Genomic DNA, 14,703 nt, shown 5'->3' on the forward strand with positions numbered 1-14,703 from the left:
AAGACTACGACGTTGATAGGTTGGGTGTGTAAGCGCTGTGAGGCGTTGAGCTAACCAATACTAATTGCCCGTGAGGCTTGACCATATAACACCCAAGCAATTTGCGCCCTTGAACACAAGAGCATGCGAATTGCGGTGTGTGAAGACGATACAAACCGAAAGTTTGCGGTTCACAAAACACCATATCTATTACATACCCATTCGCTGGAGCGTAAACCGAAAGGTAAACGACCTGGCTACCGAATTTCTTGACGACCATAGAGCATTGGAACCACCTGATCCCATCCCGAACTCAGTAGTGAAACGATGCATCGCCGATGGTAGTGTGGGGTTTCCCCATGTGAGAGTAGGTCATCGTCAAGATTAAATTCCAAACCCCCTGTCTGCTCACGCAGACAGGGGGTTTGTTTTTGCGCCGAGAAAAGTTTTGGCGCAACCTGTGCTCACTTTTTCGCTGCCCCATGCGTTTTTCAGAGCAAAAAAAACCACCTCGCAAGGTGGTTTTTTCGAGCCTGTGACTCAGTCGCCGTAGTAAATACAGCCACTGGTGCAGGTTTCATGAATGCGTATTGCCGACAGCTCTGGCAGCAAGGGTTTGAGCTGTTGCCAGATCCACTTGGCCAGAACTTCGCTGGTCGGGTTTTCCAGGCCAGGGATGTCGTTGAGGTAGTTGTGATCTAGCAGCTCATAAAGCGGTTTGAAAATCGCTTTGATTTCAGAAAAATCACGGATCCAGCCAGTTGCCGGGTCAATGTCGCCGCTTAGATGGATAGCAACCTTGAAGGAGTGACCGTGCAACCGCCCGCATTTATGGCCTTCAGGAACGTAAGGCAGGCGGTGCGCAGATTCGAAGGTAAACTCTTTGAAAATTTCCACAATAGTTATAGCTCTGAAGAGGTGACTATCGCCTGAGCGATAAATACAGGGCAGCAGTTTAACAGTTAACGCCCGCAGCAGGTGCATACCTCCAGCCATGCGGTATCAGGGCGGCCGATTCAGTTTCAATTAAGCTCGTGGCGTTATGCTTCGACCTTTTAATATCGTAAGAATGACGCTAAGGGAGGCCCTGGAGGTCAGTGATGACAGTGAACCTGCGAGTTGGCGGACTTGTCGTACTTGTGCTCTGTGCTTTCTGCTCCTTGGCCATTGCACGTGACCTGGGGCAAGACGAGGCATTGCGTTTGCGTGAGCAAGGGCTTATTCAGCCCCTGGAGCAACTGCTGCAAAAAGCTCTGGAGCGGCACCCGGGCGCAAAGTTGCTGGAGGTAGAGCTGGAGGAGGATGACGATATTTATGTTTACGAGGTTGAACTGCTTACCACCAGTGGCGTAGTGCGCGAGATCAAGCTGAACGCCAGTAATGGTCAATTGCTCAAAGACGAGGTAGATGATTAATGCGGTTGCTGCTGGTTGAAGATCACGTCCCCTTGGCTGATGAACTGATGGCCGGTTTGGCCCGTTTGGGCTATGCCGTTGATTGGTTGGCTGATGGCCGTGATGCTCTTTATCAGGGGCAGAGCGAACCCTATGACCTGATTATCCTTGATCTGGGCTTGCCCGGGATGTCCGGTATCGATGTTCTCAAGCAGTGGCGTGCCAAAGGCCTGGCCACACCTGTGCTTATTCTGACTGCCCGGAGTTCATGGTCCGAGCGCATCGACGGGCTAAAGGCCGGTGCTGATGATTACGTGACCAAGCCCTTTCATCCTGAAGAACTGCAGTTACGGGTACAAGCGTTGTTGCGCCGCTCCCACGGGCAACCGAATCAGCCTTTATTGAGTTCTGCCGGGCTGCAACTGGATGAAGCCCGTCAATGTGTTATCCATGACGGCACCGAGGTGCAGTTGACTGCCGCCGAGTTTCGGCTTTTGCGCTATTTCATGTTGCACCCGCAACAGATCCTCTCGAAAAGCCATCTGGCCGAGCATCTCTATGACGGTGAGACCGAGCGTGATTCCAATGTGCTTGAGGTTCATGTGAACCATCTGCGTCGTAAGCTTGGGCGCACAGTCATCGAAACCCGTCGTGGTCAGGGGTATATGTTCGGTACGGCCAGTCAGTGAAGTCCATGCAAAGGCGCTTGAGCCTGGGTTTGATCAGTGTGCTCTTGATTGCCGGTCTGGTAGTAGGCCAGGTCAGTCTGTGGTTGTTTGAAAATGGCCTTCAGCGTTATCTGGAGTCAGGCCTGCAAAACGACAGCGAGAACTTGCTGATTGCCTTGAGTCGTGGCCCCCAGGGCTTGCAACTGGATGAGCGGCGTTTGTCGCCGGCGTATCAGCGGCCATTTTCCGGGCACTATTTCAGTATTGAATTCGGGGAGACTCACTGGCGTTCACGCTCGCTGTGGGATGCTCAATTGCCGCGCCCCGACCGACCGGGCCTGAGTCGTGAACTACAGCCTGGCCCGGAAGGGCAGATGTTACTGGTCTTGCGCAGCGACTATCAGCGCCTTGGCCAGGCGGTATCGATCACGGTGGCTCAGGACTACACGCCGATACGCGATAGCTTGCGTCAAGTTCAACGGATCGGTCTTGGTATGGGGGTCTTGGCCCTTATTGTGATTTTGCTGCTGCAGCGCGTCACGGTTCGCCGTGCCCTGCGGCCGTTGGAAACAGCACGCCAGCAAATTTCTCAGCTTCAGTCGGGGCAGCGCTCTCAGCTGGATGCCCGGGTGCCCCTTGAGCTTGAGCCACTGGTCACGCAGATTAACCATTTGCTGGCTCATACCGAAGACACCCTCAAACGCTCGCGCAATGCGCTGGGCAACCTGGGACATGCACTCAAAACTCCGTTGGCGGTGTTGATCAGCCTGGCCAACGATCCGCGGCTTGCGGCTTATCCGCAGATACAAAATACATTGTGTGAACAGTTGGAGCAGATACAGCAGCGCATGAGCCGTGAGCTTAACCGTGCGCGTCTTGCGGGCGATGCCTTGCCGGGTGCGCAATTCGATGCGGATGCAGAGTTGCCGGGGCTGCTGTCGACTCTCGGGATGATCCACGGCGAGCATCTGCAACTGACGCACAACGTTGCGCCGGGGTTGCTGTTGCCCTGGGATCGGGAAGACATGCTCGAATTGCTCGGCAATCTTCTGGATAACGCCTGCAAATGGGCGGACTCCCAAGTCGAACTGAGCATCAGCCAAACTGGCGACGGGTTTGTCATTGAAGTACAGGACGATGGCCCGGGCATTCCCGAGACTGAGCGTGATCAGGTGTTCAGTCGTGGTATGCGCCTTGACGAGCAAGCCAGTGGTCACGGCCTGGGGCTTGGCATCGTGCGGGATATTGTTGAAGCGTGGGGTGGCAAACTGCAGCTTGGAACGGCTGAGATAGGCGGGTTGCTGGTGAGCATCAAGCTACCGGCGCGTAAGCAAAAGGCGACGACGGCTTAAAGCCGTCATCGCCAAAGGGTCAGACGCGGAACTGATCCATCAGTTTTTGCTGCTGGTTGGCCAGTGAGTTAAGCGACTGGCTGACCCGTGCAGATTCATTGGCTTGCTCAGACAATGACTCGGTAACATCGCGAATGGTAGCAACGTTGTTGTTGATCTCTTCCGCCACGGCACTTTGTTCTTCTGCCGCACTGGCAATCTGCAAGTTCATGTCGGTAATCACGGTCACGGCATCGCCGATCTGTTGCAGGGCGGTCACGGCTTGGCCCACCTGCTCGACACTGCCCTGGGCCTGGCGATGGCTGTTGCTCATGGAGCTCACCACTTCCTGGGTGCCGGCTTGCAGTTGTTCGATGACCTGGCGGGTTTCTTCAACCGATTCCTGGGTCCGGCGTGCCAGGTTGCGTACCTCGTCGGCCACCACGGCAAACCCGCGTCCGGCTTCGCCTGCTCGTGCCGCTTCGATCGCTGCGTTCAAGGCGAGGAGGTTGGTCTGTTCGGCAATTGCACGAATAACTTCCAGTACCGATCCGATTTTCTCGCTATCGGCAGCCAGCCCTTCAACCTGGGTCATGGCTACGCTCATGTCGGCGGCCAGATGATCGATACTGGCGGTGGTGCGATCGATGATGGTCAAGCCCTGTCGTGTGGCCTGGTCGGCATCACGGGCGGCCTGGGCCGCTTGCGCTGCGCTGCGTGCCACATCCTGTGCGGTAGCGCTCATCTCATGGGAAGCAGTGGCTGCCTGATCGACCTGACGGTATTGCTGCTCCATGCCTGCGCTGGTCTGGGTGGCAATCGCCGCTGACTGATCGGCCGTACTGCGGGCATCCTGCACCGAGCGTTTGACCTCGGCGATGGTCGGTTGCAGTTTGTCGAGAAAGCGGTTGAACCAGCTGGCCAGTTGCCCCAATTCATCTTTTTTATCGTAGACCAGGCGACGGGTCAGGTCTCCCTCACCGCTGGCAATATCTTCCAGCATATGGGCCACGCCGAGGATTGGCCGGGTCACGCTACGGGCCATCAGCCACACCAGCAAGAGCCCGATAATGGCCGCCAGTGAGCCCCAGGCCAGCTCGATCAATGCTCCGGCTTTATTACGCTCGTCCAGTTCGGCCTGCAACGCCTGGGCCGGGCCGATCAGAACTTTCTCGGGTACGTCGAGCAACACGCCCCACGGCTTGCTGCCCGGAATCGGCAGGAAGGGCGTGAGCACCTTCAGGCGTTGCTGGCTGCGAATGCTTTGTACCTGATCACCGCTGGCCATCATTCGGATCAGGGCCGTGCCATCGTTGCTGTCGACCTGATCGAGGCGTTGGGCAAGTTTGCTGGCATCAGCACTGAAACCGGCCAGGATGCCTGCCGAACTGATGATGCCCACCCGGGTTTCCCCGTCGTACAGTCGCTGGCTGGCTTGCAGGCTGAGGGCTTGCAAGCTGTTGAGGTTGATATCCACCGACAGCGAAGCGATGACTTTACCGTCCACGATCAATGGGAAAACGATACTGGTCAGCAGTACGCTTTGCCCGTCGATTGTATAAAAGTAAGGCTCGATGATGCACGGTTTGCGTGTGGTGCGCGGGCAGGTAAACCATGCGTTGTTGGCCTGGCCGCTGGGCCCGGTGCTGGTATCGGCCATGTCTGATTCGGGCAGTGCCATCGAGGTCAGCTTGCCCGGCGTCGGTTGCGACCAGTACAGGGCAAAGCGGCCCTTGTCGTTACTGCCCAGTTCTTTTTGATGATCGAACAGCTGATCCTTGCCATCCAGTGCGTTGGCTTCGAAAACCAGCGAGAGCCCCAGCAAGTCCGGGTTGGCCTGCAGGGCGGCTTTGACCTGACGGGTCAGGTCTTCACGCAGGTCGAAGGCATCCAGAAAGCGTTTTTCCGATTGCTCACGCAAAAACAGGACTTGGCGGGCGAAGCCGTTGCCGTACTGGTAGGCGTCCATAAACTGGCGGCTGATTGCCAGTGCCTGGGCTTCACCCTGCGCTTCAATGCGGGCCTGTGCCGCCTCATTGAGCATCTGCGAGCTTGATGCCTCCACCAGATCGGCAGTGTGGTCCATGCGATAGAGCGAAAGCCCCACCAGCAGGGTAACAACACCCAGCAGGCTGAGCCCGGCGAGAAGGGTGATTTTCCATTGGATGGAAAGCTGTCTGAGCGACATGGAGACATCCTGACTAAAAGAGGCTTTGTCTGTTAGCGGCCGCAGGTGGTATTTCTTTATGCCAAACCCCCGTTTTTTTAGTATGTGACCCTCCCTTTAAAAGTACGATTTGGCCCTGCAAATACTAGGGTTAAGGCCGATTGTGGACGATTGTGGGGCCGCTATCGGCATGCGCTTTGACATGACGCTGATGGTGCTGCAAAGTGTGCGCCCCCAAATACACCCACACTTCCAGATCCGGCGATTGGAACAGTCTTCTTTTGCCCGAAATTTTCCGCTTCACGGTGTTTTTATCGTGGTGCGCGCTATGAGGTTGTAATGATGAATGCAGTAATTGCCGCGGTCGGCATCATGCTGGTGCTCAGTCTGTCCCGTGTGCATGTGGTTATCGCACTGATTGTGGGTGCCCTTGTGGGCGGCCTGGTCGGTGGGCTGGGTATCGAGGCTACGCTCAATGCGTTTAATGGCGGCTTGGGTGGCGGTGCTCAGGTCGCTTTGTCCTATGCGATGCTGGGCGCTTTCGCAGTAGCCATTGCCAAGTCTGGCCTGGCCCATGCCATGGCCGATAAAGCGCTGCGCATGGTCAACAAGCAGCAAGTCGTGGGTGGCAATCGGGTCAAATGGCTATTGATCGGCTTGCTGCTGGTGGTGGCTATTTCATCGCAGAATATTCTTCCTATTCATATCGCCTTTATCCCGCTCTTGGTTCCGCCGTTGTTGTATGTGCTGACCAAACTGAAAATCGATCGGCGCCTGATCGCCTGTGTCATGACCTTTGGTTTGATCACGCCCTACATGTTCTTGCCGGTGGGATTTGGCAACATCTTCCTTAACCAGATACTGCTCGCCAACGTCAGCAAAAGTGGCGTGGATATCAGCGCTGTCAACGTGACCCACGCCATGGCAATCCCGGCTTTGGGCATGTTGTTCGGCTTGCTGGTGGCGGTATTTATCAGCTACCGCAAAAAGCGCGATTATGATCTGGGCAAGATCGAGCAGGTCGAGCAGGTGGCCATTAGTTATAACCCGCGCACATTGCTGGTGGCTGGGGTGGCCATTGCAGCGGCGTTTATCATTCAGCTGTGGCTGGGCTCCATGATCATTGGTGCGCTGGCAGGCTTTCTGATTTTCTCGGCCTCGGGGATCGTGCGCTGGCGTGAGACCGACGATCTGTTTACCGAAGGCATGAAAATGATGGCCATGATTGGTTTCATCATGATCGCCGCTTCGGGTTTCGCCGAAGTGCTCAAAGCCACGGGGGAGGTCAAGTCGCTGGTTGAAGCGTCTGCCGGCTGGATCAACCACAGCAAGGGGGTAGGTGCACTGCTGATGTTGCTGGTGGGTTTGCTGGTGACCATGGGCATCGGCTCGTCCTTTTCAACGGTGCCTATCCTGGCGGCCATTTTTGTGCCGCTGTGTGTGCAACTGGGCTTCAGCCCCATGGCCATCGTGTGTATCGTCGGTACGGCGGGCGCTCTGGGCGATGCCGGTTCGCCAGCGTCGGACTCCACCCTGGGCCCGACTTCCGGTCTGAATATTGACGGTCAGCATCACCACATCTGGGACACCGTGGTGCCCACCTTCCTGCATTACAACTTGCCACTGCTGGCCTTTGGCTGGGTTGCGGCAATGGTCTTGTAAGGCACGGGTTTTACGGCAGTTCGATCCGGCCGATTTCTCCGGGAACGGTCGGCCAGTCGCCTGCCGCCCAGCGCGCTCTGGCCTTTTCGATAAGGGCCGGGTCGCTGGCGACGAAGTTCCAGTTCATGCGCCGCGGGCCATCCAGCGGTGCGCCGCCGATCAGCACCAGGTGGCAGTCGCTGTCGGCACTCAGGGTCATCTCTTCGCCTGCTTCCAGCAGCACAAGGCTGTGGGGCTCCAGTGCCTGGCCATCCAGTTGCACGTCACCTTCAAGCATATAAAGCGCGCGTTCCGGGTAGTCGGCCGGGATCAGCAAGGTGGTGGCCGTTTGCATATGCACGTCTGCGTAAAGGGTAGGCGAGAGCACCGGTACCGGCGAAGTCAGGCAAAAGCCTGTTCCGGCTATCAGGCGAATCCGTACCCCGAGGTTGTCGCTTACGGGCAGGCTGTCGGCGGGGTGATGACTGTAGTGGCTTGCACCTTGCTCGTGGGTTTTGGGTGATGCCAGCCACACCTGCAGGCCGTGCAAATGTGAACCCTGCTCCAGCAATGATGCCGGCGTGCGTTCGATATGGGCAATGGCTGCACCGGCGGTCATCCAGCTGACATCGCCGGGACCCACCAGTTGGTCAGATCCCAGGCTGTCCTTGTGCTGAATCTGGCCTTCAAACAGATAAGTCAGCGTAGACAGACCAATATGCGGGTGCTGTCGGATATTCATGCCGCTACCGGCAGGGTAATGGGTTAGCAGCATGTGGTCGAAAAATACGAATGGCCCGACGCTGCGGCATTTTGCCGAGGGCAGGGGGCGCAAAATCGGTTGGCCTTCTACGTCCTCGGCCCGAGGTCGGATCACTGTGAGTGCGCGCATGGTGCTGGCCCGGCAATGGATAAGCGCTGAGCATAACCCAGCGCTTATCCGGGCGGCAGGCCGTTACTGGCTGAAAGCGCCTTCAGACAGGTGGGTTTCGATGGTGACCTCGGCGGTGGTCATCAGTTTATGCACCGGGCACTTGTCGGCCACATTGTGCAGTTCCTCGCGCTGAGCGTCGGTCAGTACGCCCTTGAGGGTCAGTTTGACGTGCAGGGCATATTTGCCCTTAAGTTCTTCGCTGGCGTCGTGTTTGACTTCAACCGTGACTCCGGTGAGCGGGATCTCTTTTCTCTGTGCGTATAGCTTGAGCGTCAGCGCTTTGCAGGCGCCAAGGGCGGCATCGAAATAATCATGGGGGGTAGGGGCGCTGCCTTCGCCGCCCATTGTTTTGGGCAGATCGGTGAACACTTCGTAATCGTCGATCTTGATGCTGTGACGAAAACCTTCGTGTGACACGGTATTAACGGTAACAGTCATGGCAAACCTCAGCGTGGAGTGATTAAACGTCCTGATCTTTATAGAGCATGCTGGCGGCTGTACGTTCCCTCGGACAAAAAAATGCCCCGAACCAGTCGGGGCATTTTTTACGTCGCGAGCGGGTGGCTTATTTGCCAGCCCAGCGCTTGAGGACCAGAGTGGCGTTGGTGCCACCGAAGCCGAAGCTGTTGCTCATCACGTTGTTGAGCGTGACGTTCTCGCGGGTCTTGGTCAGGATCGGCATGTCGGCAACGACAGGATCGATCTCTTCGATGTTGGCCGAGCCAGCGATGAAATTGCCTTCCATCATCAGCAGGCAGTAGATCGCTTCATGAACGCCTGCGGCGCCCAGGGAGTGACCCGACAGGCTTTTGGTCGAGCTGATGGCCGGGGCCTTGTCGCCGAATACCGCGCGCACACCTTCCATTTCCTTGGCGTCGCCTACCGGAGTAGAGGTGCCGTGGGTGTTGAGGTAGTCGATCGGGCCGTCAACGGTGGCCATTGCCATCTGCATGCAGCGGATGGCGCCTTCACCGCTTGGGGCAACCATGTCGTAGCCGTCGGATGTTGCGCCGTAGCCGACGATTTCAGCGTAGATCTTGGCGCCACGGGCCAGGGCGTGTTCCAGTTCTTCAACAACAACCATGCCGCCGCCACCGGCGATGACGAAGCCGTCGCGGTTTTTGTCGTAGGCACGGGACGCTTTTTCAGGCGTGTCGTTGTACTGGGTGGACAGGGCGCCCATGGCGTCGAACAGGAACGACTGGCTCCAATGTTCTTCTTCGCCGCCGCCGGCAAATACGATGTCCTGCTTGCCCAGCTGGATCTGCTCGACTGCAGTGCCGATGCAATGGGCGCTGGTGGCGCAGGCAGAGGAGATCGAGTAGTTCACGCCCTTGATTTTGAAGGGGGTGGCCAGGCAGGCGGAAACGGTGCTGCCCATGGTCCGCGTAACGCGGTACGGGCCAACACGCTTGACGCCTTTTTCACGCAGGATGTCGAGTGCTTCCATCTGATTCAGGGTCGACGCGCCGCCGGAGCCGGCGATCAGGCCGGTACGCGGGTTGGAGACTTGCTCCTCGGTCAGGCCCGAATCAGTGATGGCGTCTTTCATGGCCAGGTAGGCGTAAGCCGCTGCGTGGCCGACGAAGCGATAGATCTTGCGATCGATCAGTTCTTCGAGAGGCAGGTCAATGGAGCCGGAAACCTGGCTACGCAGACCCATTTCGGCATATTCCGGGTTGAATCGGATGCCAGGGCGACTTGCACGCAGGTTAGCGGAGACGGTCTCTTTGTCATTGCCCAGGCACGAAACGATGCCCAGACCAGTGATAACGACGCGGCGCATGCGGATAACCCTTAAAAGTTGTCAGTGGAAGTAAATACGCCGACCCGAAGGCCTTCGGCAGTATAAATCTCGCGACCGTCGACAGTTACCGAACCATCGGCAATGGCCAGGTTCAGCTTGCCCTTGAGGACGCGCTTGATTTGAATGTTGTAGGTGACTTTCTTGGCGGTCGGCAAGACCTGGCCAAAGAACTTCACTTCGCCCGAACCCAGGGCACGACCGCGGCCCGGCAGGCCCTGCCAGCCCAGGTAGAAGCCGACCAGCTGCCACATGGCATCAAGGCCCAGGCAGCCCGGCATCACCGGATCGCCTTCGAAATGGCAGGCGAAGAACCACAGGTCCGGGGTGATATCCAGCTCGGCGACCAATTCACCTTTGCCGTACTTGCCACCCTCTTCGCTGATATGGGTGATGCGATCTACCATCAGCATGTTAGGGGCGGGCAGTTGCGCGTTACCCGGGCCGAACAGTTCGCCGCGGCTACAGCGCAGCAGATCTTCCCGAGTAAAGGCGTTTTGTTTGGTCATGCGAGCTCCTCAATAATCCCATGCGGCGGGTGGGGCAAATCTTCCCGACCAACTGAAACACAGGTGTTTCAGTTCGCCAGCCTACACATAGACTATTGCGTTGTAGTGAAAGTCACAGCGCAAAGGACAAGAATGTACACTTGTGCACTGAAAATTTAAATCGGGCCGGTTCAGTGGCCCATTCGGGTGCCTAAGACTGCCGCACTTTTGTCTTTTACGCCAGTCGCAGGTGGCCTTTTAGCCATAAGTTACTGGACCCAGCGCTGCAGAATTTGTTCCAGGTCAGCGCGTTTGAACGGCTTTGCCAGGTAATCGTTCATTCCGGCCTGCAGGCAGGTCTCCCGGTCGCCCTGCAGGGCATTGGCGGTCAGGGCGATGATGGGCAGGGCCCGGCAACCGGGCAACTGGCGGATTTGCCGGGTGGCTTCATAGCCGTTGATGATCGGCAGCCGGCAGTCCATCAAGATCGCGGCGAAGCGCTCGCTGTTGGCAAAGTGAATGGCCTGTGCACCGTCACTGACCATAGTCACTTCATACCCCAGGCTGCTTAGCATGGCCTCAATGACGGTCTGGTTAACCTGGTTGTCTTCCACCAGCAGCACTTTGCGCCCGGGTGCACAGATGGCCCCAGGCTCCAGCAACGGTCTCTGGCTGAGCGTGACGGGTTGATGCAGTTGCAGCGGGATTTCGAGAGTGAACACCGAGCCTTGGGCCTCTTCGCTCATGGCGTGCAGCGTGCCGCCCATTCGCTCCGCCAGCGTGCGGGCGATGGGCAGGCCCAGCCCGGTGCCGCCATAACGTCGGGAAATAGAGCTGTCGGCCTGCTGGAAGGCGGTGAACATGGCGTCCAGTTTTTCGCTGTTGATTCCGATACCGCTGTCACGTACGGCGCAGGTAAACCAGATCAGTTCGTGATCCAGTTGTTGCCAGAGCGGTTCGATAATCACCTGACCCCGTTCAGTGAACTTCAGGGCATTACCGATCAGGTTGACCAGGATTTGCCGGATCCGGGTCGGATCGCCCAGTACAGGCAAGTCCTGCAGCCCTTCAGGAATGTTCAGTTGCAAGTGCAGGCCACGTTGCACGGCGTTGTGCTGGAATGCCTGGGCGCAGTTGCTGACCATTTCGGCGAGGTTGAAGGGGATACGCTCCAGCTCCAGTGCTGAGCGTTCGATTCGGGAGAAATCGAGGATGTCGTTGATGACCTTGAGCAAGTGTTCGGTGGATTCCGATGCCAGGGCGGCATATTCGGCCTGCTCTTCGGTCATCTGCGTGGTTTCCAGCAGTTGCAGCATGCCCAGCACGCCGTTCATGGGGGTGCGCAGTTCGTGACTCATCATGGCCAGGAAGTCGGTTTTCGCACGGTTGGCACGCTCGGCTTCTTCACGTGTCTGGATCAATTGCGCAATGGCAGATTGTTGCTCGCGGCTGGCTTGCTCAAGGCCTGTGGCCAGGTTATTGATGTGTTGGGCCAATGTGCCCAGCTCGCCGTCGTCGACCACGGGCAAGGGGGTTTTATAGTCGCCGTACTGGATGGCCTTGACCGCCTTGCTCATGTCACTGATGGGCCTGGACAGGTTGGACGCCAGGCGCTTGGCCAGCAGATAAGTGAAGCCCAGGGCAAACAAGGCAAGAATCACGGCCTTGAGCAGGATTTCCTGCTGGCGCGTGCTGAACGCTTCGCCGGACATGCCGACCAGTACCCGGCCCAGATAATCTTCTGTCAGGTCCGCAGCCTGTCGATTGCCGAGCAGTAAATAACCGCCGGAGGGGCTCTTCTGCACTCTGACCGGCGCCTGAAACACTTCAACCTGCGAGCTCTTGTCAGCATTGGGCGCGGGATGCTCGGCGTGGGCCAGTATGTCGTTGGCCCGGTTCTGTACCTGCACGAATTGAACATGGGGAATGTTCAGCGAGGCGTTGATCAGGGTTTCCAGCACATCGTTGTTCCCCGACATGATCCCGTACTCGGTGGCGGGTGCCAGCTGGTTGGCGATCAATTGGCCGGTGTGCTTGAGTTCCTGGCGTAAATCCTGGATTCGTACGAAGGTAAAAAAGCTGATCAGCAACAGCGTCAATAGCAGGGCCGGGCCCAGACTCATCATCTGCGTGCGGGTGTGGATGTCCCACCGGCTGCGAGTCATCATGGGAACGCGGCTCCGTCGGTCAGTCGCCAGTGCGTCAGTCCATTTCCACTGTCCATTGTCATCCTTGACCTGCGCGTGTTCATTTTGAAGTGCAGCAATGCTGCCTCTGGGTGTGAGTACCGGAACCGCATGGTAACCGAGGTCCTGTTCTTTTTCAGTCATGGCCATCTATATGCTGTGGGGCTGGTCGCGGGGGATGTGCTCCGTATAATGCCGTCATTGCCACTGCTAGATGGATAACGGGATTGCATATGACTGAACAGCACGCTATTGCGGTCTTGGGAGGCGGAAGCTTTGGCACCGCCGTGGCCAACTTGCTGGCAGAAAACGGTCATCGAGTGCATCAGTGGATGCGCGACCCCGAGCAAGCCGAGGCCATTCGCCTCAACCGTGAAAACCCTCGTTACCTTAAAGGGATCAAGATTCATCCCGGGGTCGAGCCGGTCACTGACTTGCAGGCTACACTCGATGCCTGTCAGTTGTGCTTCGTGGCTTTGCCGTCCAGCGCCTTGCGCAGTGTGCTGGCGGAGCATGCCGGGCGCCTGAGCGGCAAGATGCTGGTCAGCCTGACCAAGGGGATTGAAGCCCACAGCTTCAAGCTGATGAGCGAGATCCTTGAAGAAATCGCCCCGCAGGCACGCATCGGTGTGCTGTCCGGGCCCAACCTCGCCCGCGAGGTGGCCGAACATGCGCTGACTGCCACCGTGGTCGCCAGTGCCGACGAAGAACTCTGCACCCGCGTGCAGGCTGCACTGCATGGCCGCACGTTCCGTGTCTACGCCAGTGCCGACCGCTTTGGCGTGGAGCTGGGCGGGGCCCTGAAAAACGTTTACGCGATCATCGCCGGCATGGCCGTGGCGCTGGGTATGGGCGAGAACACCAAAAGCATGCTGATTACCCGTGCCTTGGCAGAAATGACTCGCTTCGCCGTCAGCCAGGGCGCCAACCCCATGACCTTTCTCGGGCTGGCAGGAGTAGGCGACTTGATCGTTACCTGCTCATCGCCTAAAAGCCGCAACTATCAGGTCGGCTTTGCCCTGGGGCAGGGGCTGAGCCTTGAAGATGCCGTTACCCGCCTGGGTGAAGTGGCCGAAGGCGTGAATACCCTTAAGGTACTCAAGGCCAAGGCGCAGGAACTGAACGTTTACATGCCATTGGTTGCCGGGTTGCACGCAATCCTGTTCGAGGGCTACACCCTGGAGCAGGTGATCGGGCAATTGATGCGTGGCGAGCCCAAGACCGATGTCGACTTTATCTCCACCAGCGGTTTTAACTGAGCACCACAGGAGCAGCACATGAACGACACTAAAAACGCACCCAAGTACGAGTCGCTTGTTTTGCGCGTGCTGTGGATGCTGGTTTTCCTGCTGGTCTGGCAGGTGGCACAACTGGTTCTTGGCGGGCTGGTGCTGGTGCAGTTGATTTACCGTGTGGTCTACGGTGCGCCCAATGGCGGCTTGATGAACTTTGGTGACAGCCTGAGCCTTTACCTGGCGCAGATCGGTCGTTTCGGCAGTTTTCACACCGAACAAAAACCCTGGCCGTTCGCCGACTGGCCAGTGCCGCGGGCACCTGAAGGCGAAGCGCCCTACACGCCAGGCGCCAATGGTGAAGGGACCAAGCCATGAAAGTCTGGATTCTGCGTCATGGCGAAGCCGAGCCCCATGCCCGCCGTGATGCCGAGCGTGAGCTGACCCCCCACGGGCGTGAGCAGGTGCTGGGCAGCGCCGCTCATTTGATTGGCCAGCCGCTGGACTGCATTCTGGTCAGTCCTTATGTGCGCGCCCAGCAAACCGCCGCGTTGGTTTGCCAGGCCCTGGGCTTTTCATCGCCACCCGTCACCGTGCCCTGGCTGACGCCCGAAAGCGAACCCAAGTATGCGCTCGGCAAACTGCCGGACAGCGGCAATGTGCTGTTGGTCAGTCATCAGCCGTTTGTAGGTGAATTGATCAGCCTGATGCTGCACGGGCACATGCGGCAACCGCAGCCCATGCACACGGCCAGCCTGGTGGAGCTTGAAGGTGAGTGGCCGCTGGCGGGCAGCATGACATTGCTCAGCGCATATCACCCCTGAGCATTGCAGCGGTTGCACAGTACGGTCGTAGTGCAAGATAGTTGGAGGCGGGTTA

14 protein-coding genes and 2 rRNA genes are annotated in these 14,703 nt (G+C 57.8%); 9 read left to right on the forward strand and 7 right to left on the reverse strand.

Annotation, left to right across the window (positions count from 1 at the left end):
• Together HBN79_RS07075 and rrf are read left to right on the forward strand one after the other, a co-directional pair.
• Positions 1-85: ribosomal RNA gene (locus HBN79_RS07075) — 23S ribosomal RNA — on the forward strand; the annotation flags it as partial.
• 162 nt (positions 86-247) lie between these two features.
• Positions 248-363, forward strand: a 5S ribosomal RNA gene (rrf, locus tag HBN79_RS07080).
• Between the two features lie 156 nt (positions 364-519).
• Here rrf and queD read toward each other — a convergent pair.
• Positions 520-876, reverse strand: a complete 357-nt coding sequence (gene queD / locus HBN79_RS07085; protein WP_019410510.1) for a 6-carboxytetrahydropterin synthase QueD — start codon at positions 874-876, stop codon at positions 520-522.
• A 203-nt stretch (positions 877-1,079) separates the two neighbouring features.
• On the opposite strand from queD, the gene HBN79_RS07090 reads away from it, so the two are divergent.
• Genes HBN79_RS07090 through HBN79_RS07100 form a run of 3 tightly spaced genes read left to right on the forward strand, consistent with a single transcriptional unit; the run spans position 1,080 to position 3,393 of the window.
• On the forward strand, positions 1,080-1,394 hold the full coding sequence (locus HBN79_RS07090; protein WP_095002706.1) for a PepSY domain-containing protein: 315 nt from the start codon (positions 1,080-1,082) through the stop codon (positions 1,392-1,394).
• Positions 1,394-2,062, forward strand: coding sequence for a response regulator transcription factor (locus HBN79_RS07095; RefSeq protein WP_095002705.1), 669 nt, complete (start codon positions 1,394-1,396; stop codon positions 2,060-2,062). Before HBN79_RS07090 ends, HBN79_RS07095 begins: the two co-directional genes overlap by 1 nt.
• Positions 2,059-3,393 (forward strand): sensor histidine kinase, encoded by a 1,335-nt coding sequence (locus HBN79_RS07100; RefSeq protein ID WP_095021292.1) that lies wholly within the window; start codon positions 2,059-2,061, stop codon positions 3,391-3,393. The genes HBN79_RS07095 and HBN79_RS07100 overlap by 4 nt, the downstream gene beginning before the upstream one ends.
• A gap of 19 nt (positions 3,394-3,412) precedes the next feature.
• Here HBN79_RS07100 and HBN79_RS07105 read toward each other — a convergent pair whose 3' ends face one another.
• Positions 3,413-5,560: a methyl-accepting chemotaxis protein gene (locus HBN79_RS07105; RefSeq protein ID WP_169916478.1), complete on the reverse strand. Its 2,148-nt coding sequence runs from the start codon at positions 5,558-5,560 to the stop codon at positions 3,413-3,415.
• Between the two features lie 321 nt (positions 5,561-5,881).
• Between HBN79_RS07105 and HBN79_RS07110 the strand changes: the two genes are divergently transcribed.
• Positions 5,882-7,201, forward strand: a complete 1,320-nt coding sequence (locus HBN79_RS07110) for a Na+/H+ antiporter family protein (RefSeq protein WP_153380538.1) — start codon at positions 5,882-5,884, stop codon at positions 7,199-7,201.
• A 10-nt stretch (positions 7,202-7,211) separates the two neighbouring features.
• On the opposite strand, the gene HBN79_RS07115 is transcribed toward HBN79_RS07110, so the two are convergent.
• The 5 genes from HBN79_RS07115 to HBN79_RS07135 form a co-directional block, all read right to left on the reverse strand.
• Complete coding sequence (locus HBN79_RS07115) at positions 7,212-8,072, reverse strand: pirin family protein (protein ID WP_095021291.1); 861 nt, start codon at positions 8,070-8,072, stop codon at positions 7,212-7,214.
• A 63-nt stretch (positions 8,073-8,135) separates the two neighbouring features.
• Entirely contained in the window at positions 8,136-8,552 is a 417-nt protein-coding gene (locus tag HBN79_RS07120) for an OsmC family protein (protein WP_095002701.1), read from the reverse strand.
• Positions 8,553-8,679: 127 nt separating this feature from the next.
• Complete coding sequence (gene fabB, locus HBN79_RS07125; RefSeq protein ID WP_095002700.1) at positions 8,680-9,900, reverse strand: beta-ketoacyl-ACP synthase I; 1,221 nt, start codon at positions 9,898-9,900, stop codon at positions 8,680-8,682.
• 11 nt (positions 9,901-9,911) lie between these two features.
• Complete coding sequence (gene fabA / locus HBN79_RS07130) at positions 9,912-10,427, reverse strand: 3-hydroxyacyl-[acyl-carrier-protein] dehydratase FabA (RefSeq protein WP_003210552.1); 516 nt, start codon at positions 10,425-10,427, stop codon at positions 9,912-9,914.
• 248 nt (positions 10,428-10,675) lie between these two features.
• Positions 10,676-12,574 carry a response regulator gene (locus HBN79_RS07135; protein ID WP_095002715.1) on the reverse strand — a complete coding sequence of 633 codons (1,899 nt, stop codon included), beginning with the start codon at positions 12,572-12,574 and terminating at the stop codon, positions 10,676-10,678.
• A 251-nt stretch (positions 12,575-12,825) separates the two neighbouring features.
• Here HBN79_RS07135 and HBN79_RS07140 point away from each other — a divergent pair, with 251 nt between their 5' ends.
• The 3 genes from HBN79_RS07140 to sixA are packed head-to-tail and all read left to right on the forward strand — an operon-like array spanning position 12,826 to position 14,648.
• A complete protein-coding gene (locus tag HBN79_RS07140; protein WP_095002699.1) occupies positions 12,826-13,851 on the forward strand; it encodes an NAD(P)H-dependent glycerol-3-phosphate dehydrogenase in 1,026 nt (341 codons plus the stop codon).
• A gap of 18 nt (positions 13,852-13,869) precedes the next feature.
• On the forward strand, positions 13,870-14,202 hold the full coding sequence (locus tag HBN79_RS07145; protein WP_095002698.1) for a DUF4389 domain-containing protein: 333 nt from the start codon (positions 13,870-13,872) through the stop codon (positions 14,200-14,202).
• Positions 14,199-14,648, forward strand: a complete 450-nt coding sequence (gene sixA, locus HBN79_RS07150; RefSeq protein ID WP_095002697.1) for a phosphohistidine phosphatase SixA — start codon at positions 14,199-14,201, stop codon at positions 14,646-14,648. Before HBN79_RS07145 ends, sixA begins: the two co-directional genes overlap by 4 nt.
• Positions 14,649-14,703 lie beyond the last annotated feature (55 nt).

Origin of the sequence: Pseudomonas sp. WS 5051 (assembly GCF_012985715.1) — a bacterium.
Classification (GTDB): domain Bacteria; phylum Pseudomonadota; class Gammaproteobacteria; order Pseudomonadales; family Pseudomonadaceae; genus Aquipseudomonas; species Aquipseudomonas bubulae.

Coding starts and splice junctions, on each gene's coding strand:
- HBN79_RS07090 (WP_095002706.1), top strand. CDS start 1,080: ATGACAGTGAACCTGCGAGTTGGCGGACTTGTCGTACTTGTGCTCTGT.
- HBN79_RS07095 (WP_095002705.1), top strand. CDS start 1,394: ATGCGGTTGCTGCTGGTTGAAGATCACGTCCCCTTGGCTGATGAACTG.
- HBN79_RS07105 (WP_169916478.1), bottom strand. CDS start 5,560: ATGTCGCTCAGACAGCTTTCCATCCAATGGAAAATCACCCTTCTCGCC.
- HBN79_RS07110 (WP_153380538.1), top strand. CDS start 5,882: ATGAATGCAGTAATTGCCGCGGTCGGCATCATGCTGGTGCTCAGTCTG.
- HBN79_RS07115 (WP_095021291.1), bottom strand. CDS start 8,072: ATGCGCGCACTCACAGTGATCCGACCTCGGGCCGAGGACGTAGAAGGC.
- HBN79_RS07120 (WP_095002701.1), bottom strand. CDS start 8,552: ATGACTGTTACCGTTAATACCGTGTCACACGAAGGTTTTCGTCACAGC.
- fabB (WP_095002700.1), bottom strand. CDS start 9,900: ATGCGCCGCGTCGTTATCACTGGTCTGGGCATCGTTTCGTGCCTGGGC.
- fabA (WP_003210552.1), bottom strand. CDS start 10,427: ATGACCAAACAAAACGCCTTTACTCGGGAAGATCTGCTGCGCTGTAGC.
- HBN79_RS07135 (WP_095002715.1), bottom strand. CDS start 12,574: ATGATGACTCGCAGCCGGTGGGACATCCACACCCGCACGCAGATGATG.
- HBN79_RS07140 (WP_095002699.1), top strand. CDS start 12,826: ATGACTGAACAGCACGCTATTGCGGTCTTGGGAGGCGGAAGCTTTGGC.
- HBN79_RS07145 (WP_095002698.1), top strand. CDS start 13,870: ATGAACGACACTAAAAACGCACCCAAGTACGAGTCGCTTGTTTTGCGC.
- sixA (WP_095002697.1), top strand. CDS start 14,199: ATGAAAGTCTGGATTCTGCGTCATGGCGAAGCCGAGCCCCATGCCCGC.